The sequence below is a fragment of the Falsirhodobacter sp. alg1 genome, from assembly GCF_000739715.2.
In the GTDB taxonomy this organism is placed as follows: Bacteria; Pseudomonadota; Alphaproteobacteria; order Rhodobacterales; family Rhodobacteraceae; genus Falsirhodobacter.
The window spans coordinates 273,864-296,542 of sequence record NZ_BBJC02000004.1 but is presented as its reverse complement, the minus strand read 5'-3'; the positions used below and the strand labels follow the sequence as shown (position 1 = coordinate 296,542).

The following is a 22,679-nucleotide window of genomic DNA, read 5'->3' as shown; positions in this document are numbered from 1 at the left end:
GGAATACATGGACGGCTTTACAATCATCGATGCCGTAGTTGCGGTGGTCATCGTTCTGTCGGCCATTCTTGCCTATGCCCGCGGGCTGGTGCGCGAAGTGATGGCCATTGTCGGATGGATCGCCGCGGCGGTTCTGGCCTTTACCTTTGCAGGTGCGATCGAACCCCTGGTGCGTGAGATACCGGTGGTCGGCGATTTCCTGGGTGACAGCTGCGAGCTGTCGATGGTCGTGGCGTTCATGGCGATCTTTGCACTGGCGCTGGTCATCATCTCGCTGTTCACGCCGCTTCTGTCCTCGACAATTCAGGGCACTGCGGTCGGCACCGTGGATCAGGCGCTCGGGTTCCTGTTCGGTGCGGCACGTGGCATCCTGCTGGTTGCCGTCGCCTTTCTTGTCTATGACCGTGTGATCGGGGCGCAAACAGTGCCCATGGTCGATAATTCGCGCGCGGCCCATGTGTTCTCGTCGTTCCAGTCGAAGATCGACGATCAGGTGCCCGATGACGCGCCCGGTTGGATCATGAGCCGCTATGAACAATTGGTTGGCCGCTGTGGTGTGCCCGTTCAGCCAATAGCGCCTGAAGTTCCGGCAGCACCGCAAAACTGATTGTCTTTTCGTTTGCCAGAGGGTGACAGCAGACGCGTTACCCTCTAAACGGAGGGCAATCCAACGGATTCGGAGCGCGAGCATGCGGCCCTTTCTTGCCCACCCCTTTGACGATGACAAGTTGAAGGAAGAATGCGGTGTATTCGGCGTGATCGGCGTCGCTGACGCCGCGAATTTCTGCGCGCTTGGCCTGCACGCGTTGCAGCACCGCGGACAGGAAGCTGCGGGGATCGTGACACACCACCCCGAACACGGCTTCAACTCTGCACGCCGGTTCGGCTATGTCCGCGACAACTTCACCAGCGCCGACGTGATGCAGACGTTGCCCGGCGAACTGGCCATCGGTCACGTCCGCTATTCGACCGCCGGGTCCAAAGGGGCAACCGCGATCCGCGACGTGCAGCCCTTCTTTGGCGAGTTTTCGATGGGCGGGGCAGCGATTGCCCACAACGGCAACCTGACCAATGCCGCCCAGCTTCGCAAGGAACTAATCGAACGCGGTTCGATCTTCCAGTCCTCATCAGATTCCGAGTGCATCATCCATCTGATGGCGCGGTCGATCCAGCAGACCGTTCCCGAACGGATGAAGGATGCCCTCCGCCGTGTCGAAGGGGCGTTCTCGGTCATCGCCATGACCCGCACCAAACTGATCGGCGTGCGCGATCCGCTGGGCGTCCGCCCGCTGGTTCTGGGCAAGGTTGGTGAAGGTTATGCCCTTTCGTCCGAAACATGCGGTCTGGACATCATCGGGGCAAAGTTCCTGCGTGAGGTCGAACCTGGCGAGATGGTTGTGATCGAGGATGGCGAGATCGTCTCCTCCCGCCCCTTCGCGCCTGCGAAATCGCGGTTCTGCATTTTCGAGCATGTCTATTTTTCCCGCCCTGATTCCATTCTCGGCGGCCGTTCCGTCTATGAAACCCGTCGCCAGATCGGCGTGGAGCTGGCGCGAGAGGCGCCGGTGGATGCCGATCTCGTCTGCCCCGTGCCCGACAGCGGCACACCGGCGGCCATCGGTTTCAGCCAGGAATCCGGTATTCCCTATGCGATGGGGATCATCCGCAACCAGTACATGGGCCGGACCTTCATCGAACCGACCGAGCAGATCCGCAACATGGGCGTCCGGCTGAAGCTGAACGTGAACCGTGCCCTGATCCGTGGAAAACGCGTCATCCTCGTGGACGATTCGGTTGTACGGGGCACCACCAGCCGCAAGATCAAGGATATGATCCTTGATGCAGGCGCGGCCGAGGTTCACTTCCGCATCGCCTCTCCGCCCACGGCATGGCCCTGCTTCTACGGGGTGGACACCCCGGAACGGTCAAAGCTTCTGGCGGCCAATATGTCCGAAGAAGAGATGCGCGACTGGATCGGCGTCGATTCGCTGCGTTTCATCTCTCTGGACGGTCTGTATCGCGCCGCCGGAGAGGCCGAAGGCCGGAATCCCGTGGCACCGCGTTATTGTGATGCCTGCTTCTCGGGTGAATACCCTGTTGCCCCGACGGACAAACTGGCCGAAGGTTTCGAAATGAAAACTGCAGCCGAGTGAACATCGACAGGTTGGGCATGACGACATTTCAGGCCGGTGAGAATGCGATTTCCCTGCGCGACGCCTTGGGGAAATTCGCGACGGGGGTGACCCTGGTTTCCACGATGACGGAACAGGGGCCTGTCGGCATGGTCGCCAACAGCTTCGCTTCTGTTTCTCTGGATCCGCCGCTCGTTCTCTGGTCACCGGCACGGTCGTCCTCTCGTTTCCACCATTTCGAACGAGCAAGGCATTTTGCAATTCATGTGCTGGCACAGGATCAGACGCATGTGTCTTCGGCCTTCGGGCGGAATGGCCCCGGGTTCGACGGCCTCCCGCATGAATTGAGCGAGGGGGGCGCCCCCTTGCTGGAGGGCACACTTGCCCGCTTCGAATGCGACACCCATGCCACCCATGACGGTGGGGACCACCTGATCATCGTTGGCCGTGTGGGCCGCGTGACGGTGGGAGCCGGGGAACCGCTGATCTTCAGCCAGGGGCGATTCGGGGGATTCACCGCGTGAAGCCCCTTCTATTGCTGCTTGCCCTCTCGGCTTGCACGGTGCGTCCTGATATCGGCCCGATAGAGGCTGATGACGGCCCTGCCCCCGTGCTGCTGACCCGCGACGCAATTGCCGCCCGTACGGGCAATGATCTGACCGATGTCGAAACGCAGGAATCGCTGCGCGCAAAAGGCGCAGCCCTGCGCGCCCGTGCAGACGCATTGCGCTAAGGGCTGGAAAGACTGGTCCCGACGGGATAACACGTTCACTGTTATCATCGGAGGATACATGCCCGCTCCCCTGCGTATTGGTCTTGCCGGCCTTGGAACGGTCGGCATTGGCGTCATCGAAATTATCCAGAACCACGCCGAAATGATTGCGATGCGGGCGGGCCGCCCAATTATTATTACAGCCATTTCGGCCCGTGATCCGAAACGCGACCGCGGCATCGATCTGTCCGGCTTCGCCTGGGAGGATGATCCTGTCGCCTTGGCCCGCCGGGATGATGTGGATATCCTTGTCGAGGTGATGGGCGGACACGAAGGTGCCGCGCGCGCCGCAACCGAAGCCGCACTGGAGGCGGGCAAGGATGTGGTCACTGCCAACAAGGCGCTGCTGGCCCATTACGGACAGGCATTGGCTGAAAAGGCCGAGGCAGCCGGCTGCACCATCCGCTTCGAAGCTGCCGTTGCCGGTGGCATACCGATCATCAAATCCCTGACCGAAGGCCTTGCCGGGAACAGCATCCGCCGGGTGATGGGCGTGATGAACGGCACCTGCAATTATATCCTGACACGGATGGAAGATGCGGGCCTGCCCTATGAAATGGTCTTCGAAGAGGCACGCGCCCTGGGCTACCTTGAGGCGGATCCGAATCTGGACGTGGGGGGCATCGATGCCAGCCACAAACTCAGCCTGCTGTCCTCGATCGCGTTCGGCACCAAAGTGGCTTTCGACGGGATCGAGATGGAAGGGATCGGCGCCATTTCTGTCGACGATATCCAGCGTGCAGGCGACATGGGGTACCGGATCAAGCTTCTGGGCGTCGCACAGATGACCGGACGCGGTCTGGAACAACGCATGACACCCTGCCTTGTCCCGCAAGACAGCCCGTTGGGGCAACTTTCGGGCGGCACGAACATGGTCGTGGTCGAAGGCGATGCCGTGGGCCAGATCGTTCTGCGCGGTGCAGGCGCCGGCCGCGGGCCGACCGCCAGCGCGGTCATGGGCGATGTGATCGATCTTGCGCGCGGCATCCGCACGCCGGTGTTCGGCATCCCCGCCACCAAGCTGGCTGAAACGGTCTCGGCCCATTCCGCCGCCCCTTCCGCGTGGTACCTGCGGATCCGTCTGGTGGACAAGCCCGGCGCGCTGGCCAAGGTCGCGACAAAGCTGGGCGATGCCGGCGTTTCCATCAACCGGATGCGCCAATACGGCCATTCGGACGGTGACGCGCCCGTATTGATCGTGACGCATAAGGCAACACGCGACGATATCCTGACCGCCATGGCCGCCGCACGCGCCACGAATGTCGTTGTCGGAGAGCCTGTGGCCCTCAGAATCGAAGACGTTTGAAGCGTTAGCGCCACCATACTTGCCCCTCCTCTCCCCGCGCTCTACCACTTGAAGCGTAATGAGGAGATGAGGGGCAACATGGCCGACGCAGAACAATTTCAAGACCGTATGCTATCACTCGGCTTGGCGCGGGTATCCGAGGCCGCTGCCTTGGCCTCGCACCGCCTGATCGGGCGCGGCGACGAAAAAGCCGCCGATCAAGCTGCCGTAAACGCCATGCGTGACCAGCTGAACCTGCTGGATATCGCAGGTGTCGTGGTCATCGGCGAGGGAGAGCGTGACGAGGCCCCGATGCTGTACATCGGTGAAAAGGTCGGCACCGGAAACGGCCCCGCCGTGGATATCGCGCTGGACCCGCTGGAAGGGACAACCCTGACGGCCAAGGACATGCCGAACGCGCTGACGGTCATCGCGATGGCACCGCGCGGCACCCTTCTGCACGCCCCCGACGTCTATATGGAAAAACTGGCCATTGGTCCGGGGTATCCTGTTGATACCGTCACGATGAACATGACCCCGACCGAACGCGTCCATGCCCTGTCCAAGGCCAAGGGCGGTACCGCCGAAGACATTACCGTCTGCATTCTGGAACGGGACCGCCACATCGACCTGATCGCAGAGGTTCGTGCCACGGGTGCCGCCATCCGTCTGATCACCGATGGTGATGTTGCGGGCGTCATGCATTGCGCGACACCGGGCACCGGCATCGACATGTACATGGGTTCGGGCGGCGCCCCCGAGGGCGTGCTCGCAGCCTCTGCGCTGAAATGCATGGGCGGCCAGATGTACGGCAAACTTCTGTTCCGCAACGATGATGAAATCGGCCGCGCCCGCAAGGCCGGGATCGAGGATCTGGACCGCATCTACACCAAGGATGAGCTGGTGACCGGCGACGTGATCTTTGCCGCAACGGGCGTGACGGACGGTGATCTGGTTGCCGGCATCAAGCGGGAACTGGGCTGGGTCACCACGGAAACCATCCTCATGCGCTCGCGCACCGGGTCGGTTCGCCGCATGACCTATCGCAACCCCGTCAAAGCCATCTGATGCCTGCGCGGCGGCCCTGTTCAAGGGCCGCCCGAGCGGTTAGAAAACCGCCATGACAACCCCCGCATTCCTGAACGTCGAACGCTCGCTTACCGGACGCCGCTGGATCGGCCCGGCGGCCGAGGATGAACGCATGGCCGAGGCGATGGCCCAGACCACGCGCCTGCCCCTGCCCCTTTGCCGCACATTGGCCCGACGCGGCGTGTCGCCCGAAGATGCCGCCAGCTATCTGGCGCCTGCACTGCGCGATCTTCTGCCCGATCCGATGACCTTGCGTGATATGGGCCCTGCCACCGAACGCTTCCTGCGCGCGGTGCGCCAGCGCCAGAGAATCGCGATCTTTGCCGATTACGATGTGGACGGCGGATCATCGGCGGCCTTGCTGATGATCTGGCTGCGGGGCATGGGAATGGGTGCCACCCTGTATATCCCCGACCGGATCGACGAGGGCTACGGCCCCAATCCGCCCGCAATGCGGGATCTGGCATCCAGACATGATCTGATCATCTGCGTGGATTGCGGCACCCTCAGCCATGAGGCGATTGCCGCAGCAGCGGGGACGGATGTACTGGTGCTGGATCACCACCTCGGCGCGGAAACGCTGCCGCCGGCGCTGGCTGTGGTCAACCCGAACCGTCAGGATGAAACGGGAGCGTTGGCGCATCTCTGCGCGGCCTCCGTGGTATTTCTGGTTCTGGTAGAGGCGAACCGCAGATTGCGGCTGGAGGGGTCGAAGGCGCCCGACCTCATCGCCCTGCTGGATCTGGTGGCGCTGGCCACCGTGGCCGATGTGGCACCGCTGATCGGTGTGAACCGTGCATTGGTGCGTCAGGGCCTGAAGGTGATGGCCCGGCGCGAACGGGCCGGCCTGGTGGCGCTGGCAGATGTGGCACGCATGACCGAGGCTCCGACCGCCTATGCGCTTGGCTTTGTCATGGGGCCGCGGGTGAATGCCGGCGGCAGGATCGGACAGGCCGATCTGGGCGCGCGCCTTCTGGCAACGGATGATCCACGAGAGGCCGCCACCCTTGCCGCACGACTGGACGAGCTGAACCGCGAACGCCGCGAGATAGAGGCGAATGTCCGCGCCGAAGCCTTGGCGCAGGCCGAAGCGCGGGGGCTGGAAGGTCCGCTGGTCTGGGCGGCGGGCGAAGGCTGGCACCCCGGTGTGGTCGGTATCGTGGCCGCCCGCATGAAAGAGGCGACGAATCGCCCCGCCATCGTCATCGGGCTGGAAAACGGAATCGGCAAAGGTTCCGGCAGATCCGTCTCCGGCGTGGATCTGGGCGCAGCCATCCACAGGCTGGCGGACGAGGGGCTGCTGATCAAGGGTGGCGGCCATAAAATGGCAGCAGGCCTGACGGTGGACGAGAAGAAACTGCCCGAAGCGATGGCGCGCCTGTCCGAGCTGCTAGCCCGCCAGGGGGCGGGCGATGCCGGACCTGCGGACCTGCGGCTGGACGGATTGTTGATGCCGGAAGCATGCAACCCCGAACTGGTGGAACAGATCGAAAGCGCCGGTCCTTTCGGCGCCTCGGCCCCCGCCCCGCGATTCGCCTTTGCCGCACAGGCTGTTTCCGCCCGCAAGATCGGGGAAAACCACTTGAAGCTGACATTTGGCGGATTGGGCAGCGCCCGGGTGGAGGCGATTGCCTTTGGCGCCTACGATGGCCCTCTGGGCCCTGCGCTCGAAGCCGGTGGCAACCGGCGTTTCCACCTTGCCGGACGGTTGGAACTGAACAGCTGGGGCGGCCGTAACAAGGTCCAGTTGCGTCTGGAAGATGCCGCCGAAGAAAAATGATTTTTCCTCTTGCGCGCCGATAATCCACGGACTAAACAGCGCGCAAGAAACAGTGGCCCGTTCGTCTATCGGTTAGGACGTCAGGTTTTCAACCTGAAAAGAGGGGTTCAACTCCCCTACGGGCTGCCACTTCTTCCTCCCTCAAAAAATCAAAAATACCCTGAAATAAAATCGGCTTTGCTGAATTTTTTCTCTTGCAAGTGCCGGAGCGGTTTCGTAAAAGCCCGCTACCCAAGTGGCCCGTTCGTCTATCGGTTAGGACGTCAGGTTTTCAACCTGAAAAGAGGGGTTCAACTCCCCTACGGGCTGCCAGGGTACCCTTTTATCGCTTGCGATAATGTTGCCGGACAAGTCGATATTATTATCGCGCCATCCGTGCATATTTCCAGTATCCCCCTCGCCTTTTCAGACGTATCCGCTACCTTTCCGTGAAACCGGATGAGGATTGGATGCAGACACAAATCGCCATTGCCGGGGCGGGCCTTGCCGCCGCCCTGACGGCGCTGCGGCTGCTGTCGCGTCCGGATTGCCCCTCTGTGATTCTGGCAGATCCTGCCCCGCTGACGGGGCGGACATGGTCCTTCCATGAACATGATATTTCCGCTTCCGATCGGGAATGGCTGGCACCCGCCGTTGCCTATCAATGGGCCGGGCAGGATGTACGGTTTCCGGGAAACATCCGCAGCCTGCGTGCAGGCTATGCCACCATCACCCCGACCTCCATGGCCGGGGCATTGCGGCATCCGCAGCTGACCATGATGCAGGCGCGCGTTCAAAGCCTGTCACCTGATCATATGCTGCTGGACGATGGCACACGTATAGACACCCGATGCGTGATCGATGCCCGCGGGATTGTGGCACATCCGGCAATGGATATCGCCTTTCAGAAATTCCTTGGACAAGAGGTGGAGCTGGACGCCCCCCACGGCCTGACCCGCCCCATCATCATGGATGCCACGGTGGATCAGGTCGATGGCTACCGCTTCGTCTATGTGCTGCCCTTTGGCCCGAACCGCCTGCTGATCGAGGATACGCGCTATTCCGATACGGCCACCCTTTCGGCCGAAGGGGTCCGTGCCGCCATCGGGGAATATGCGAACAGCCAGGGCTGGACGATCACCCGCATTCTGGCCGAGGAGCAGGGCGCCCTGCCCCTGATGCTCGGCTTTGATCCCAAGGCCTTCTGGGCCGATGCGCATCTGCCCCGTATCGGCATGCGGGCTGCCCAGTTCCATCCTGTCACCGGCTATTCCCTGCCTGATGCCGTGCGCACATCGGCGGTCGTAGAGGCACATTGGCACAAGGGATCGGACGCCCTCGCCCATGCCATCCGGCAGGATGCCCTGTCCCGCACCACGCGCTTCTACCGTCTGCTGAACAGGATGCTGTTCCGCGCGGCCGATCCTGCACAGCGCCGCCACGTCATGAACCGTTTCTACCGCCTGCCCGAACCGTTGATAGAGCGGTTCTATGCCGGCCGAACCACCCCTGCCGATATGGCGCGAATCCTGATCGGCAAACCGCCGGTTCCGATCCGCCGCGCCCTGCGCGCCCTGCCCGAGAGGATTTCCGATGTCTGACAGAACCGCCGCCGTGATCGGTGCAGGGCTTGGCGGCCTTGCCCTAGCCATCCGCCTGCAATCGGCGGGCATCGCCACCACCGTATTCGAAAAACGCGATATGCCGGGCGGGCGGGCCTATGTCTACAAGGATGCGGGCTTCACCTTCGATGCCGGCCCGACGGTCATCACCGATCCCGACTGCCTGAAGAAGCTGTGGGCGCTGTCCGGGCGCAGGATGGAAGATTACGTCACCCTTCTGCCCGTTGCCCCCTTCTACCAGCTGTGCTGGGAAGACGGATACCGTTTCGATTATGCCGATGATCAGGATGCCATCGACGCGCAGATCGCTGCAAAGAACCCTGCCGATGTTCAGGGGTATCGCGATTTTCTGGCCTATTCGCGCGATGTGTACCGCGAAGGCTACGAAAAGCTGGGCACCGTACCGTTTCTGCACTTCAAGTCGATGATCAAAGCGGCACCGCAACTGATGCGGCTGCAGGCATGGCGGTCGGTCTATTCGATGGTCGCCCAGTTCATCAAGGATGACAGGCTCAGGCAGGCCTTCAGCTTCCATACGCTGCTGGTGGGCGGCAACCCGTTCGAAACCTCGTCGATCTATGCCCTGATCCATGCGCTGGAACGTCAGGGCGGCGTCTGGTTCGCCAAGGGCGGAACGGGTGCGCTGGTGCAGGGCATGGTCAACCTGTTTCAGGATCTGGGCGGCACGCTGCACGTGAATGCCGAGGTCGAGGAGATCGAGACGGACGGCAACCGCGCCACCGCGCTGCGCGTCAATGGCACTCGCCATGCATTCGACATGATCGCCAGCAATGCGGATGTCGTCCACACCTACAAAAAGCTGCTTTCGGCCCCCAAGGGCGAAACGTTGGCCAGAAAACGCCATTCGATGTCCCTGTTCGTCACCTACTTCGGCCTGCGAGGAGAGCGTCCGGACCTGCGGCATCACATGGTGCTGTTCGGAAACCGCTATCGCGACCTGATCTCCGAGATTTTCCATGGCAAGGATCTGCCGGATGATTTCTCGCTGTACCTGCACGCCCCGTCCGTGACGGATGACAGCCTCGCCCCCGAAGGGTGCAGCGCCTATTACGTGCTGTCCCCCGTGCCCCACCTCGGTCAGGCGGATATCGATTGGGATGTGGTAGGGCCGCAGTACCGCGACCGCATTCTGGATTATCTGGAAGAGCATTACATCCCGGACCTGCGACGGGATCTGATGACGGTTCGCCACTTCACGCCGTTCGATTTCCGTGACGAGCTGAACGCCCACCACGGCAGCGCGTTTTCCATCGAGCCGATCCTGACGCAAAGCGCCTGGTTCCGGCCGCACAACCGAGATGAAAAGCTGACGAACATGTATATCGTGGGCGCGGGCACGCATCCGGGGGCGGGAATTCCCGGCGTCATCGGCTCGGCCGAGGCGACCGCAGGCCTGATGATATGACCGATGCCGTTGTCGCCATGGGCGAAGACACGATCGCAAAAGGCTCCAAGAGTTTTGCCGCAGCCGCCCGTATCTTCGATGCCCGCACGCGCGAGGATTGTGTCCTGCTCTATGCATGGTGCCGCCACTGCGACGATGTGATCGACGGGCAGGATCTGGGCCATGCACAACGCACCGATTTTCGCGACGGGCAGCGCCAGCGGCTGGAGACATTGCGCGCGCAGACCGCCTCGGCCCTGCGTGGAGAGACGCAGGATGATCCGGTGTTCGAATCCCTGCGGCGCGTCTCGGCGCGCAATGCAATTCCAGACCGCGATCCGCAGGCCCTGCTGACAGGCATGGCCATGGATGTGGATCAGCGCCATTATGCCACGATGGATGATCTGCTGGACTATTGCTACTACGTGGCCGGCTGCGTGGGCGTGATGATGGCCCGCGTCATGGGCGTTACGGATCCGGCTGTGCTGGACCGGGCATCCGACCTTGGCCTGGGCTTCCAGCTTACGAATATCGCACGGGATGTGGTTGAGGATCAGGCCGCAGGGCGGGTCTATCTGCCGGACGAGGTGCTGACCGGCACCGACCGCGCGGCCTTGCACCGGTCCGCGCTGCATCTGCTGGACGAAGCCGACCGTTATTATGACAGTGCGCTTGCCGGCATAGGCGTCCTGCCATTCCGGTCCGCCCTGGCCATCGCTGCCGCAAGGCGGGTGTATCGGGCCATCGGGCAGAAGCTGCGCCACGGCGGACCTGAAGCATGGGACAATCGCATCAGCACCAGCAAACCGGAAAAGGCGGCGCTATTCGTAGCCGCCATCTGGGATGTCGCGCGCAGCCGGTTCATCGGAGCAAAACCGCGCGAGGGGCTGTATCAGCGCCCCTCTTCCTGAACCTCGCGCACCAGATCACGATCGGTGCGCTTGTTTTCGTCCAATTGCTTGACCAGCTCTTTCACAGGCGGGGCATAGACAAAGCCGAAAGAGACGCATCCGTCTTTGCCTTCAACCGCATGGTGCAGCCGGTGGGCCTGATACAGGCGTTTGGCATATCCCTTGCGGGGGATGTAATGGAACGGCCAGCGTTTGTGCACCAACCCGTCATGGGCGATAAAATACAGTATACCATACAGCGTTACGCCGATTCCGAACCATGTGGCGGGGCGCCATGCCCATTGCCCCACGACAAACAACCCGATGGCGATAAAGGCGAATACGACGGCATACATGTCGTTCAGCTCGAACTTGCCATGGCGTTCTTCGTGATGGGATTTATGCCACCCCCAGCCCCAGCCGTGCATGATGTATTTATGTGCCGCCCAGGCCACGTATTCCATTGTGGACACCGTGCCTACGATGATCACAACCGGCAAAATCCAGTCCATCAGCTTGCCTCCGCATGGCAGTCCGCCTGCGCCGCCAACCGGTCGCGATCAAATATCTGATCGATCAACCACTCGAAGGGTTCGGCATCAATTCCGGCTGTATCTAGGGCCGCCTGCGCCGACCGCAACAGCTCAAGACAGCGGCGAAGGGCCATATCGGTGCCCAGTTCGGCCACGAAGGTCGTCTTGCCGGCATCCTTGCCCACATCCTTGCCCATCGTATCCGCCGTGCCCAACTGGTCCCCCAGATCATCCGCGATCTGGAATGCCTGCCCCATATCCTCGGCAAAGCGCGCCAGCGACAGGCGGCGCTCGGTGCTCTGACCGCCCAGAATTGCCCCCATCTCCACGGCCGCAACCAGCAGGATACCGGTCTTCATCCGGTTGACCCGCGCGATACGGCCCAGAGCCGATCCGTCGGTCTGATCCTCGGGGGCAAAGCCGTTGACGTCATATTCCTGCCCGCCAACCAGACCGGCCCAGCCCACGGCGCGGTTCATCGTAGCCACCAGCGCCACCCGCTGCGCATCGCTGGCCGGCAGGGCCGCCAGAATGCCGAACGCTTGTGACAAAAGGCCCACGGCGGCCAGCATCGCCGTCGCCTCGCCGTATTCCATATGCGTGGCAGGCTGGTTCCGGCGCAACTGGGCATCATCCATGCAGGGCAGATCATCCAGTATCAACGACGCCGAATGAACCATCTCCAGCGCGCATCCCGCATCCAGAATTGCCTCGGAGTTGCCCGCCCCTTCGGCCGCCAGTGCCACAAGGTAGGGCCGCATCCGCTTTCCCTGTGACAGAATGGCCGCTCCCGAGGCCGCCATGAGATGCGCCGGGGCTTCGGACGGGGCCACGAGATGCCGGCGCATCCGCAAATCCAGCGCGGCACGAAAGGCGGTGAAGCGGCCGGTCTGATCGGTAATCGCAGAAAGGTCGGGCGTAATATTCATTGCAGGGCTGATCGCTTCCGTATGCCGGGCTGTCCGATTTGACTATCTGGAGGAACCGCCCCCCATGTCAAACATCGTCCATGCAAAAGCCCGTCATGACAAGCGGGTGCAAGGCCAAAGCCCCCTATTTACCACAATCACAGGTCCTTTTATGGCATATCGGCCCATAGGAATGCGGCCTTTCTTTCGCCTTGCATGCTGAAATCACGTTGAAATTCCGCGCGCCCTGCCGGCGCGCCCGCGACGATGGACCGCAATGCAGGTCCGGCGCGGGTGGATCGGCCTTTTCGCAACGCCTGCCGCGCGATGATGCCGCTTTCCACGCGGCCCCTTCCGCGCGCGCCCATGCATCGCTATATGGGCGGCATGAGCCAGAATCCGCCCTCACTCCGCCCCGATCTTGCCCCCAAGATCGTGATTGATCCAGCCCGTCGCGCGGGCCAGCCAACCATTGGTATGGTCAGCCTTGGCTGTCCGAAGGCGCTGGTGGACAGCGAACGCATCCTGACCCGCCTGCGGGCAGAGGGATATGCGATCAGCCCCGATTACAAGGGGGCCGATGCGGTCATCGTGAATACCTGCGGTTTCCTCGATAGCGCCAAGGCCGAAAGCCTTGATGCGATCGGCGAGGCATTGCGCGAGAATGGCAAGGTTCTGGTCACCGGCTGCCTCGGGGCAGAGCCGGAATACATCACGGGGGCGCACCCCAAGGTGATGGCCGTCACCGGTCCCCACCAGTACGAGGCGGTGCTGGATGCCGTGCACAAGGCCGTGCCGCCCGTGCCCGATCCCTTCATCGATCTGCTGCCCGCCCAAAGCGTCAGCCTGACCCCGCGTCATTACAGCTATCTGAAAATCTCCGAAGGCTGCAACCACGCGTGCAAGTTCTGCATCATTCCCGACATGCGCGGCAAACTGGCCAGCCGCCCGGCCCATGCCGTATTGCGCGAAGCGGAAAAGCTGGTGGACGCCGGGGTGAAGGAACTGCTGGTCATCTCGCAGGATACCTCTGCCTATGGCGTGGACCGCAAGCATGACATGGCCCCCTGGAAAGGCGCCGAAGTGCGCGCGCATATCACCGATCTGGCCAGAGAACTGGGGAAGCTCGGGGCCTGGGTGCGCCTGCACTATGTCTATCCCTATCCGCATGTGCGCAACCTGATTCCGCTCATGGCCGAGGGGCTGGTGCTGCCGTATCTGGATATTCCGTTCCAGCACGCGCATCCCGACACCCTGCGCCGGATGGCCCGCCCTGCAGCAGCAGCCAGAACGCTGGATGAAATTGCGGCATGGCGCGCAGCCTGCCCCGATATCACCCTGCGTTCGACCTTCATCGTCGGATATCCCGGCGAAACGGAAGAAGAGTTCCAGACGCTTCTGGACTGGCTGGATGAGGCAAAGCTGGACCGTGTCGGCTGCTTCCAATACGAGAATGTGGCGGGCGCACGCTCCAACCTGCTGCCGGACCATGTTCCTGCCGAAGTGAAGCAGGACCGCTGGGACCGGTTCATGGAAAAGGCGCAGGCCATTTCCGAGGCAAAACTGGAGGCCAAGGTCGGCTCCATCCAGCAGGTCATCGTGGATGAGGTGGATGCCGAAGGGGCCACCTGCCGCACGAAGGCAGATGCGCCGGAAATCGACGGAAACCTGTTCATCGATCAGGGATTCGAGGATCTGAAGCCCGGCGATATGCTTAACATCCGGGTGGATGAGGCCAGCGAATACGACCTTTGGGGCAGCCGTATCTAAAGCTGCCCGATCCAAGCGGCGATCAGACCGGTCACCCGTTCGGTCTGATCCGGCGACAGGATATCTCCGCACAGGATATGGCGGAACGGATCATCCCTTTGCCCCAATGTTACCGGCTGGCGCGTGACCGCCCCACCCCATTTCATTGCTGCCTGTTCGACAGCGCGCGGGTCTATCACACGGTCCGCCTTTGACCACAGGAACAGCGCAGGGGCACGCGCCGCAGCGGGATCAGCCACGCGCATCAGCTCGATCATTGGCCAAAGGGCCGATGTGGGGTAGCGGGTGGTCCAATGGGCGGCATGGGCCACGCTCAGTGCAGTGAAGCCACGTTCCTTTCCGGCAATGCGCGGCCCCCATGCGCGGATGCCGGGCAAGGCAAACAACCAGTTTACATAACGGTTCAATGCATAGTTCGGTGAAACCAGCACCACCCCCGCCACGTCCTGCCGTGCCGCCGCCAGTGTAGCCAGCGTTCCACCGGTAGAGGTGCCGATAATCACGACACGCCGCCCGATCTGCCGGGCAATCGCCATCGCCTCGGCCAGATCGGCCTGCCAATCGGCCAGCTTTACCGTTCCCATCGCTGCGGCACTGCGGCCGTGCCCGGCCAGGCGTGCCAGAAACAGGTTGGCCCCCAATTTTGCGGCAACATGGCGATGAACAGGGTCGATTTCCCATTTGGTTGCCGAAAAACCGTGGAGGTAGATCAGCGCAATATCCGTAACCGCCCCCCGCTCGGCCGCCCAGACAATCTCCTTGGCATCACCGGCACGCAGATCGGGAATGCCCCCCTCCTGCGCGGCCAGCCATGCGTCCAGATCAGGCAACATCGGCCACGGTCTGCCGGATCAATGCCAGGCATTCAGGCGTGGAAAACCGGTGATCCGCCCCTTTGACCAATGTCAGACGCGCATCTGCCGCATCGGCATGGTCCAGCAGCCGCATCGCAACCGACACCGGAACATCCGCATCCGCCGTTCCCTGCAACAGGCGCACCGGAAACGGCAGGGCCAGTGGATCGCGCAAAACCAGCCGGTTCCGGCCATCCTCGATCAGGCGGCGGGTGATCGGCACCGGCTCACCATAGCCCGAGGGAAGCGGGCACATGCCTGCCATGACCTGCGCGCGCTGCGTCTCGTCAAAACTTTCCCACATCAGATCTTCGGTAAAATCCGGGGCGGCGGCGATGCCGACCAGCCCCGCAATCCGCTGCGGCATTTCCTGGGCCAGCAACAGCGCGATCCACCCCCCCATCGAGGATCCGACCAGCACCACCGGCCCCGTTACCAGTGACAGGGCCGCCCGCGCATCCGCCAGCCAATCACCGATGGCACCATTCTCGAACAGCCCTTCGGACATGCCATGCCCCGAATAATCGAAGCGCAGGAACGCCCGCCCCTGCGATACGGCCCAGTCATGCAGATCCGCCGCCTTGGTTCCCTGCATGTCGGACCTGAAGCCCCCCAGAAAGACAACCGCCGGTCCGGTACCGGGGATAAGGTCATAGGCAATACGGCGGCCTTCGGGCGTGGTCAGGTGATCGGTCATGGGCGTCTCCTTTTGGAATACAGACATAGCGCGGCGACAGGTTGACTTTCCAGCCCCACCCCATGACAACCACCCGCATATAACCCGCAATCGGGCGCTCCGTGGGCGCCAAACCGACGAGGAGGCCCTGAATGGCCCAGATCACCCTCACCTTCCCCGATGGCAACAGCCGCGAATTTCCCGCAGGCACCACGCCGGGCGAGGTGGCATCCGCCATTTCCACAAGCCTCGGGAAAAAGGCAATCTCGGCCACGGTCAATGGCGCCCATCACGATCTGCAATGGCCGATTGACGGGGATGCGACGCTGGCGATCCACACCATGCAGGATAACGATCAGGCATTGGAACTGATCCGCCATGATTTCGCGCATGTCATGGCGCGGGCGGTGCAGGAGCTGTGGCCGGATGTGAAGGTCACCATCGGTCCGGTTCGCGATCAGGGCTGGTTCTATGATTTCGACCGCGCCGAGCCGTTTACCCCCGAAGACCTCGGCCAGATCGAGGCAAAGATGAAGCATATCATCAATGCCCGTGATCCGGTCAGAACCGAGGTGTGGGAGCGTGAGCGTGTCCGCGCCCATTACGAAGCCGCGGGTGAGCCGTTCAAGGTGGAGCTGCTGGACCGTATTCCGGGCGACGAGCCGATCCGCATGTACTGGCATGGTGACTGGATGGACCTCTGCCGGGGCCCGCACTTGCAGAACACCGGACAGCTTCCGGCCGATGCGTTCAAGCTGACCACCGTTGCCGGGGCCTACTGGCTGGGCGACAGCACCCGCCCCATGCTCCAACGCATCTACGGCGTCGCCTTCAAGAACCGCGAGGATCTGAAGGCCCATCTGACCATGCTGGAAGAGGCTGCCAAACGCGACCACCGCAAGCTGGGCCGCGAGATGGAACTGTTCCACATGCAGGAGGAAGCACCGGGCATGGTGTTCTGGCATCCGAACGGCTGGCAGATCTACCGCACGCTGGAAGATTACATGCGGGGCCGGCTGACCGATGGGGGCTACAAGGAAATCCGCACTCCGCAGGTCGTTGACCGTGTTCTATGGGAACGGTCGGGCCACTGGGAAGCCTACCGCGAGAATATGTTCATCGTCGAGGTGGACGAGGAAGGTGCCAAGGAAAAGCGCATCAATGCGCTGAAGCCCATGAACTGCCCCTGCCACGTGCAGGTGTATAACCAGGGGCTGAAATCCTATCGTGATCTGCCGCTGCGTCTGGCCGAATTCGGCTCATGCCACCGTTACGAATCCTCGGGGTCCATGCACGGGCTGATGCGGGTGCGCGGCTTCGTGCAGGATGATGCCCATATCTTCTGTACCGAAGACCAGATCGAATCCGAAACGGCACGATTCCTCGAGCTTCTGTCAACGGTTTACCGTGACCTCGGCTTTGCCAAATTCGATATCAAATTGTCCACACGTCCCGATGTGCGCGTCGGCTCGGACGAGATCTGGGACAAGGCCGAAACCGCCCTTGCCAGTGCAATCGAAAAGGCGGGCTACCCCTATGAGGTGAACCCCGGCGACGGCGCCTTCTACGGCCCGAAACTGGATTTCAAGCTGACGGATGCGATCGGCCGTGAATGGCAGTGCGGTACCCTTCAGGCCGACTTCAACCTGCCCGACCGACTGGACGCGCTGTTCATCGGCGAAGACGGGGCCAAGCACATGCCCGTCATGCTGCACCGCGCCGTTCTGGGATCGTTTGAGCGGTTCATCGGTATCCTGCTGGAAAACTATGCCGGCAAGCTGCCTTTCTGGCTGGCCCCGCGGCAGGTGGTCGTCGCCTCCATCGTATCGGATGCCGATGATTACGCGCGCGAGGTTGCCGAAGCCCTGCGTGCAGCCGGGGTACGCGCCGAAACCGACCTGCGGAATGAAAAGATCAACTACAAGGTCCGCGAGCATTCGGTCGGCAAGGTGCCGGTCATCCTCGCCGTCGGCATGCAGGAGGTCGGTAATCGCAGCGTATCCGTACGCAGACTGGGCGAAACCCGCACCGAAAGTGTGGATCTGCCCGAGATCGTGAAAACGCTGACCGCGGAAGCAAAAATCCCGCGCTAGGCCCGCAGGCGCGCCCTTTCGCGTTGCAGCCAAAGCGCTGTGATCAGAAGGGGCGCGTTCTGGATTTCCCCCGTTGCGACCAGATCCATCATGCGGTCGAACGGAATCAGGTGGCCGCGGATGTCCTCGGCCTCCTCCGCCACACCGAAAACACCCGCCGCATCATCCGGCAGGTCCGTCAGGGCCACATAGGACGTGATGAATTCGGCCTTGGCCGCCGGGGACGGATAATAACCGCCCACATATTCCAGCGCACCCAAGGTCAGCCCCGCTTCTTCCACAGCCTCGCGTCTTGCCGCCTCTTCAGGCGTCTCGTCCGCGTCGATACGGCCGGCAATCGCTTCCAGTTGCCACGGCTGGGCATCATCGCGCCCATAGGGGCCGGCCCGGAACTGTTCGATCAGCAGTACCCGGTCCCGGACCGGATCATAGGGCAGAACGGTCACCGCATCACCGGACAGGAATACCGCCCGATTGATAACGGCACTCTCGCTTCCGTCAAAACGGCGGAATGTCAGGTCGTATTCCTCTACCGCGAAATAATTGGCATAGGGCTGGATGCGTCTGTGTTCGGTCACATCGCCCGGCATGGCGGCATGGCGCAATGAGACAGGGGCCGCCATGGCATTGACCCGACTGGAAGCGGCCACCCGCATCTGCCCCAGGCGTGCACGGATCTGTTCGGGAGAGCGCTGCCCCATCAGGGCCATTACGTCCCGCGCCAGTATCCGCCCCACAGCATCATCCCCGACCTCACCGCCGGTTGCTGCATCGAAAAAGGCGCGGCGCGCCGGATCATCCAGAAACAGGTCGGTCATGAACCCTCGTGGTGTTGAACAACTCATCTACCGGGCGGGCACATGGCCCAGCCCCTTTGTCATATGCGTGCCCCATCAACCGCGCAGATCGGCATAGGCTTGCAACGCCCGTTCCCGCCCTTCCTTGAGGTCGATCAGGGGCGTCGGCGGTTTATCCTTCGGGTCCAGCCCCCATGCACGGGGGGCCGCGTCATAAAAGGACAACGCCTCTTCTGCGGGGGAACGCTCCCCTTCGGCCAGCCAGCGGGACCGGTATTCCTTTTTCTTGTCGAATTTATCCGCCTGTGTCGCCGGATTGAAAACCCGGAAATACGGCGAGGCGTCCGGCCCCGATCCGGCCACCCACTGCCAGTTCAGCGCGTTGGAGGCAGGGTCCCAGTCGATCAGCGTCTCCTCGAACCACTTCAGGCCCACGCGCCAATCCACCAGCAGATGCTTGGTCAGATAACTGGCAACGATCATCCGCGCCCGGTTGTGCATGGTGCCCGTGATAAACAGCTCGCGCATGGCAGCATCCACGATAGGCTCTCCAGTGCGGCCTTGGCGCCATGCTTCGGCATCGGCATTGTCACGGCGCCACGCAAAATCATTCCACTCCTCCCGCCACGGCCGGTCGGGCAGATGCGGGGTGTGCCAGATCAAATGATGGGCAAAATCACGCCAGGCCAGCTCTTTCAGGAACAGTTCGGCCCCCTTCGTCCCGTTATGCAGCGCCTCCATCCCGGCGTGCCACAGGGTGCGGGGGCCGATTTCGCCATAGGTCAGGTTTTCCGACAGGCCGGAGGTGCCACGATGGCCCATGTCATCCCGCGCCGAGGTATAGCCCGGCAGGTGCTTCATGAAGTCGCGGAAACGATGGGCGGCAGCCGCCTCGCCAACCACCGTATAGGGGGCAACGACCGCCGCGCCACGCCGCATGGCAGCCCCCATATTCCAATCCGCCAGCTTGTCCGAGGCGGGCCATGAAGAGGGCGCGTGCAGGACCCTGTGCGAGGGGGCGGGTGCCGCCACCCCCTTACCCCGCAGCGCATTCCAGAACGGGGTATAGACCTTGTAGTATCCGCCCGTCTTTGTGGCGATTGCATCGGGATGGTGCAGGGTATGCCCGTGGTGCGCAACGGCGCGTACATCAGCATTTTTCAATGCCTTCTCCACCTTTGCGTCCCGATCGCGCGACGGTTTGTCGTGCAGGGTCGTCCAGTGCACCTCTCGTGCGCCTGTTTCTGCCGCCAGATCACAAAGCACCCTGTCCGCAGCCCCCCGACGCAAAATCAGACGGCTGTCATGCGTGGCCAGCGTCTTGGCAAAGGAGTCGATGGCCAGACCCAACCGCCATTTCGGCGCAGCAGCCAGCGCCTCCGTTTCAGGGTCCAGCACGAACACGGGGATCAGCGGCGCCCCCGTTTCCAGTGCCGCCGTCAGCGCGGGATTGTCGGAGAGCCGCAGATCCCGCCGCAACCATAGAATGACCGGAGATGCGCTCATGCATCCCCCAAACGGACGATGGTCCGGCCGCGCACCTCTCCGGACAGGATGCGGGGGGCCAGATCGGTCAGGGCATCCAGACCCACCTCGGTCACCGCATCCTTCATTTGGGCCATCGGCATATCGGTGGCGATGCGCCGCCAGATATGCGCGCGCTGCTCTGCCGGACAGGTGACCGAGTTGATCCCCAGCAGTTTCACCCCCCGCAACAGGAAGGGCATCATCGATACGGTCGCCTCGGTTCCGCCGGCCAGCCCGACCGATGCAACCGCCCCTTCATCGGCAATCGACGAAAGCACACGGGCCAGCATCTCGCCGCCCACGGTATCGATCGCCCCTGCCCACCGCTTGGGGGCCAGGGGCCGTGCACGTTCGGCCATCCAGTCCTTGCGCGCGATCACCTCGGCCGCGCCCAGATCCTGCAGGTATTTCGCATCGCGCCCGCTGATGGCCGTCACACAGTGGCCAAGGGCCGACAGCAACGCAACAGCCACGGAACCGACGCCGCCCGAGGCGCCCGTCACCACCACATCGGATTCCGGGGGCAGATCCATCGCCACAACCGCCTGCATCGCGGTAAACCCGGCCGTGCCCATCAGCATCGCATCCCGGAGCGAGAGACCGTCGGGCAAATGGACCAGCCAGTCCCCCCTGACCCGCGCGCGGCCCGCGTAGCCGCCCCAATGCCGCTCTCCCACATGCCAGCCTGTCAGGATAACGGGATCCCCGACCGCAAAGCGCGGATCGTCGGAGGCGGCCACCCGGCCCGCCAGATCCACCCCGGGCACATGCGGATAGGTCTTGGCCAGCCCGCCCTGCCCCATCAGGACCATGCCGTCCTTGTAATTCAACGAGGAATATTCCACCGCGACCGTCACATCACCTTCGGGCAGATCGGCCTCGGTCAGGGTGCACAGCTGCGCGCCTTCTGGTCCATTCATGAGCAATGCGCGGAATTCGGTCATCGGTAGCCCTTTCTTCGTTCCGTCTCCACATGTAGCCGCCCTGCCACGAAGGTCGAGGGGGCATTTCCCTGCAGCAATCGTATCTTGCGGCGACGGGGCATCCCCGCATAGCATCGGTTATCCCCGCTATTCCTGATGGAGCCGCCGCATGACCCCGATCAAGACCCTCCTGGGCGCCACGACCGCGCTGATCCTTGCCACCCCCGTCCTTGCCGCCGACCGTGACCTGATCGTGCTGGACTGGGCAGGTTTCGACATTCCCGAACTGGTGGCGGGATATGTGGAGGCCCATGGCGATGCGCCCGTCTATTCCCTGTTCGGTGATGATGACGAGGCATTCCAGAAGGTCGCCTCGGGGTTCCATGCGGATATCGGGCACCCCTGTTCGCAGATGGTTTCAAAATACCGCGATGCGGGCCTGATCGAGCCATGGGACGTCAGCCGCATTCCGGCCTATGACAAGATTGCCGACCGCTTCAAGAATTCGCCGATCTTCGCCGATGATACGGGCGTCTGGTTCATCCCGACCGATTACGCCTACACCGCGCTTGCCTATAACCCCGAAACGGTTCCGGCCGAGGATGTCCAGAGCCTCGATGTGTTCAAGAACCCGAAATATGCAGGCCGCATCTCCCTGCCCGACAATGCCGATGACATCTGGTCACTTGCCTATCTGGCGACGGGTGTTTCCGACTGGTCCGATGTCACCGAGGAACAATTCGAGGCAGCAGCCCAGTGGCTGCGCGACGTGCATCCGAATGTGGTCGCCTATTGGGCCGACCCGGCAGAGCTGACGCAGCTGATGGCAGGTGGTCAGGTGCAGGTGGCCTGGTCATGGAATGATGGTGTGGCCCTGATGCAGGCCGACAATTATCCCATCGCCTTCAATCGCCAGACGACCGAGGGCGCCGCGTCGTTCTTCTGCGGTTATGTCAATTTCAAGGACGGCCCCGGCAGCGAGGACAAGGCCTACGACTTCATGAACGCCTGGCTGGAACCGCAATCCGCGCAGGTACTGGTGGACAACATCGGCTATGCCCATACGAATGACGAAGGGATGGCGATGGTATCGGATGAGGATCTGAAGGCGGCCTACCTGGATCCGGTGGATACCACCCTTCTGGCCCAGACCCCGATCGACAACCGGATGCGGGACCGCATGGTCCAGACCTTCGAGGAGATCAAAGCCGGATTCTGATACAGGGCGGGTCTTGTCCGCCCGGCCGATCCGCCCTATATCGGGGGTGTTCGGGCTTGCCCGGACTATGGCGATAAACGCACCCGTAATAAGCGGATCGGACCCGGGGGCGGTACCCGGCGACTCCACCAATACTCCCTCGTTTGGGGCGGATGGGGTCGAAACAGGATCGACGAACGTCTAAAGGGGCCAGCTTTCGCTCGGTGAGGTACCACCGTTATCGGTCCGATTTGTACAGTTGCAAACGACAACCGTGCTCCGATGGCTGTTGCTGCGTAAGCAGTTCCAGTTGTCGAAACTTAAGTCCTTGCGCTTAGCCGCGTAAGGCGGGGTTCGCAGGCACCTGGCAACAGAAGCCTGCACTTATTCCCCTCTTTCCTTCCGTGACGTAGCCTTTATGCTACCCTGAGACCGAAGGAGAGGCG

The 22,679-nt window shown here is 62.4% G+C and carries 20 protein-coding genes, 2 tRNA genes and 1 other RNA gene; 16 read left to right on the top strand and 7 right to left on the bottom strand.

From position 1 onward, the window contains the following. The first annotated feature begins 7 nt into the window (after positions 1-7). The 12 genes from TR36_RS09870 to TR36_RS09815 all read left to right on the top strand — a co-directional run bounded on the left by TR36_RS09870 (position 8) and on the right by TR36_RS09815 (position 10,975). Complete coding sequence (locus tag TR36_RS09870; RefSeq protein WP_045391215.1) at positions 8-607, top strand: CvpA family protein; 600 nt, start codon at positions 8-10, stop codon at positions 605-607. A gap of 82 nt (positions 608-689) precedes the next feature. Continuing rightward, positions 690-2,153: an amidophosphoribosyltransferase gene (gene purF, locus TR36_RS09865; protein ID WP_045391218.1), complete on the top strand. Its 1,464-nt coding sequence runs from the start codon at positions 690-692 to the stop codon at positions 2,151-2,153. Between the two features lie 17 nt (positions 2,154-2,170). Continuing rightward, positions 2,171-2,656: a flavin reductase family protein gene (locus tag TR36_RS09860; RefSeq protein ID WP_045391955.1), complete on the top strand. Its 486-nt coding sequence runs from the start codon at positions 2,171-2,173 to the stop codon at positions 2,654-2,656. Then, positions 2,653-2,865 (top strand): hypothetical protein, encoded by a 213-nt coding sequence (locus TR36_RS09855; protein ID WP_045391221.1) that lies wholly within the window; start codon positions 2,653-2,655, stop codon positions 2,863-2,865. The genes TR36_RS09860 and TR36_RS09855 overlap by 4 nt, the downstream gene beginning before the upstream one ends. Before the next feature lie 58 nt (positions 2,866-2,923). Beyond that, a complete protein-coding gene (locus TR36_RS09850; protein ID WP_062763122.1) occupies positions 2,924-4,210 on the top strand; it encodes a homoserine dehydrogenase in 1,287 nt (428 codons plus the stop codon). A gap of 78 nt (positions 4,211-4,288) precedes the next feature. Beyond that, the gene (gene glpX / locus TR36_RS09845) at positions 4,289-5,257 is read left to right on the top strand and encodes a class II fructose-bisphosphatase (protein WP_045391227.1); all 969 of its coding nucleotides are present in this window, start codon (positions 4,289-4,291) and stop codon (positions 5,255-5,257) included. A gap of 52 nt (positions 5,258-5,309) precedes the next feature. Next, positions 5,310-7,058, top strand: a complete 1,749-nt coding sequence (gene recJ, locus TR36_RS09840) for a single-stranded-DNA-specific exonuclease RecJ (RefSeq protein WP_062763120.1) — start codon at positions 5,310-5,312, stop codon at positions 7,056-7,058. Positions 7,059-7,112: 54 nt separating this feature from the next. Further along, positions 7,113-7,187 (top strand) — tRNA-Glu (locus TR36_RS09835). 108 nt (positions 7,188-7,295) lie between these two features. Further along, positions 7,296-7,370, top strand: a tRNA-Glu gene (locus tag TR36_RS09830). Between the two features lie 137 nt (positions 7,371-7,507). Then, entirely contained in the window at positions 7,508-8,638 is a 1,131-nt protein-coding gene (gene crtY / locus TR36_RS09825) for a lycopene beta-cyclase CrtY (protein ID WP_045391233.1), read from the top strand. After that, positions 8,631-10,085, top strand: a complete 1,455-nt coding sequence (locus tag TR36_RS09820) for a phytoene desaturase (RefSeq protein WP_045391236.1) — start codon at positions 8,631-8,633, stop codon at positions 10,083-10,085. The genes crtY and TR36_RS09820 overlap by 8 nt, the downstream gene beginning before the upstream one ends. Then, on the top strand, positions 10,082-10,975 hold the full coding sequence (locus TR36_RS09815; RefSeq protein WP_045391239.1) for a phytoene/squalene synthase family protein: 894 nt from the start codon (positions 10,082-10,084) through the stop codon (positions 10,973-10,975). Before TR36_RS09820 ends, TR36_RS09815 begins: the two co-directional genes overlap by 4 nt. Here TR36_RS09815 and TR36_RS09810 read toward each other — a convergent pair. Together TR36_RS09810 and TR36_RS09805 are read right to left on the bottom strand one after the other, a co-directional pair. Further along, complete coding sequence (locus tag TR36_RS09810) at positions 10,957-11,466, bottom strand: sterol desaturase family protein (protein ID WP_045391242.1); 510 nt, start codon at positions 11,464-11,466, stop codon at positions 10,957-10,959. The two genes, TR36_RS09815 and TR36_RS09810, sit on opposite strands and share 19 nt — an antisense overlap. Then, on the bottom strand, positions 11,466-12,416 hold the full coding sequence (locus tag TR36_RS09805) for a polyprenyl synthetase family protein (RefSeq protein WP_052362614.1): 951 nt from the start codon (positions 12,414-12,416) through the stop codon (positions 11,466-11,468). The genes TR36_RS09810 and TR36_RS09805 overlap by 1 nt, the downstream gene beginning before the upstream one ends. A 357-nt stretch (positions 12,417-12,773) precedes the next feature. On the opposite strand from TR36_RS09805, the gene rimO reads away from it, so the two are divergent. Continuing rightward, positions 12,774-14,165, top strand: a complete 1,392-nt coding sequence (gene rimO / locus TR36_RS09800; protein WP_045391960.1) for a 30S ribosomal protein S12 methylthiotransferase RimO — start codon at positions 12,774-12,776, stop codon at positions 14,163-14,165. Here the strand turns inward: rimO and TR36_RS09795 are convergent. After that, positions 14,162-14,995 (bottom strand): carboxylesterase, encoded by an 834-nt coding sequence (locus TR36_RS09795; RefSeq protein ID WP_237763550.1) that lies wholly within the window; start codon positions 14,993-14,995, stop codon positions 14,162-14,164. The two genes, rimO and TR36_RS09795, sit on opposite strands and share 4 nt — an antisense overlap. Next, complete coding sequence (locus tag TR36_RS09790) at positions 14,988-15,716, bottom strand: carboxylesterase (protein WP_062763116.1); 729 nt, start codon at positions 15,714-15,716, stop codon at positions 14,988-14,990. The genes TR36_RS09795 and TR36_RS09790 overlap by 8 nt, the downstream gene beginning before the upstream one ends. A gap of 131 nt (positions 15,717-15,847) precedes the next feature. Between TR36_RS09790 and thrS the strand changes: the two genes are divergently transcribed. Further along, positions 15,848-17,788 (top strand): threonine--tRNA ligase, encoded by a 1,941-nt coding sequence (thrS, locus tag TR36_RS09785; protein ID WP_062763114.1) that lies wholly within the window; start codon positions 15,848-15,850, stop codon positions 17,786-17,788. Here thrS and TR36_RS09780 read toward each other — a convergent pair. The 3 genes from TR36_RS09780 to TR36_RS09770 form a co-directional block, all read right to left on the bottom strand. Further along, positions 17,785-18,606, bottom strand: coding sequence for an NUDIX domain-containing protein (locus TR36_RS09780; RefSeq protein ID WP_052362615.1), 822 nt, complete (start codon positions 18,604-18,606; stop codon positions 17,785-17,787). The genes thrS and TR36_RS09780 overlap by 4 nt on opposite strands. 75 nt (positions 18,607-18,681) lie before the next feature. Further along, positions 18,682-20,091 (bottom strand): deoxyribodipyrimidine photo-lyase, encoded by a 1,410-nt coding sequence (locus TR36_RS09775; RefSeq protein ID WP_062763112.1) that lies wholly within the window; start codon positions 20,089-20,091, stop codon positions 18,682-18,684. Further along, positions 20,088-21,056, bottom strand: a complete 969-nt coding sequence (locus TR36_RS09770; protein WP_062763110.1) for an MDR family oxidoreductase — start codon at positions 21,054-21,056, stop codon at positions 20,088-20,090. Before TR36_RS09770 ends, TR36_RS09775 begins: the two co-directional genes overlap by 4 nt. A 148-nt stretch (positions 21,057-21,204) precedes the next feature. Between TR36_RS09770 and TR36_RS09765 the strand changes: the two genes are divergently transcribed. Next, entirely contained in the window at positions 21,205-22,254 is a 1,050-nt protein-coding gene (locus tag TR36_RS09765) for a PotD/PotF family extracellular solute-binding protein (protein WP_045391263.1), read from the top strand. Between the two features lie 9 nt (positions 22,255-22,263). Then, positions 22,264-22,618, top strand: a transfer-messenger RNA (tmRNA) gene (gene ssrA / locus TR36_RS09760). Positions 22,619-22,679 lie beyond the last annotated feature (61 nt).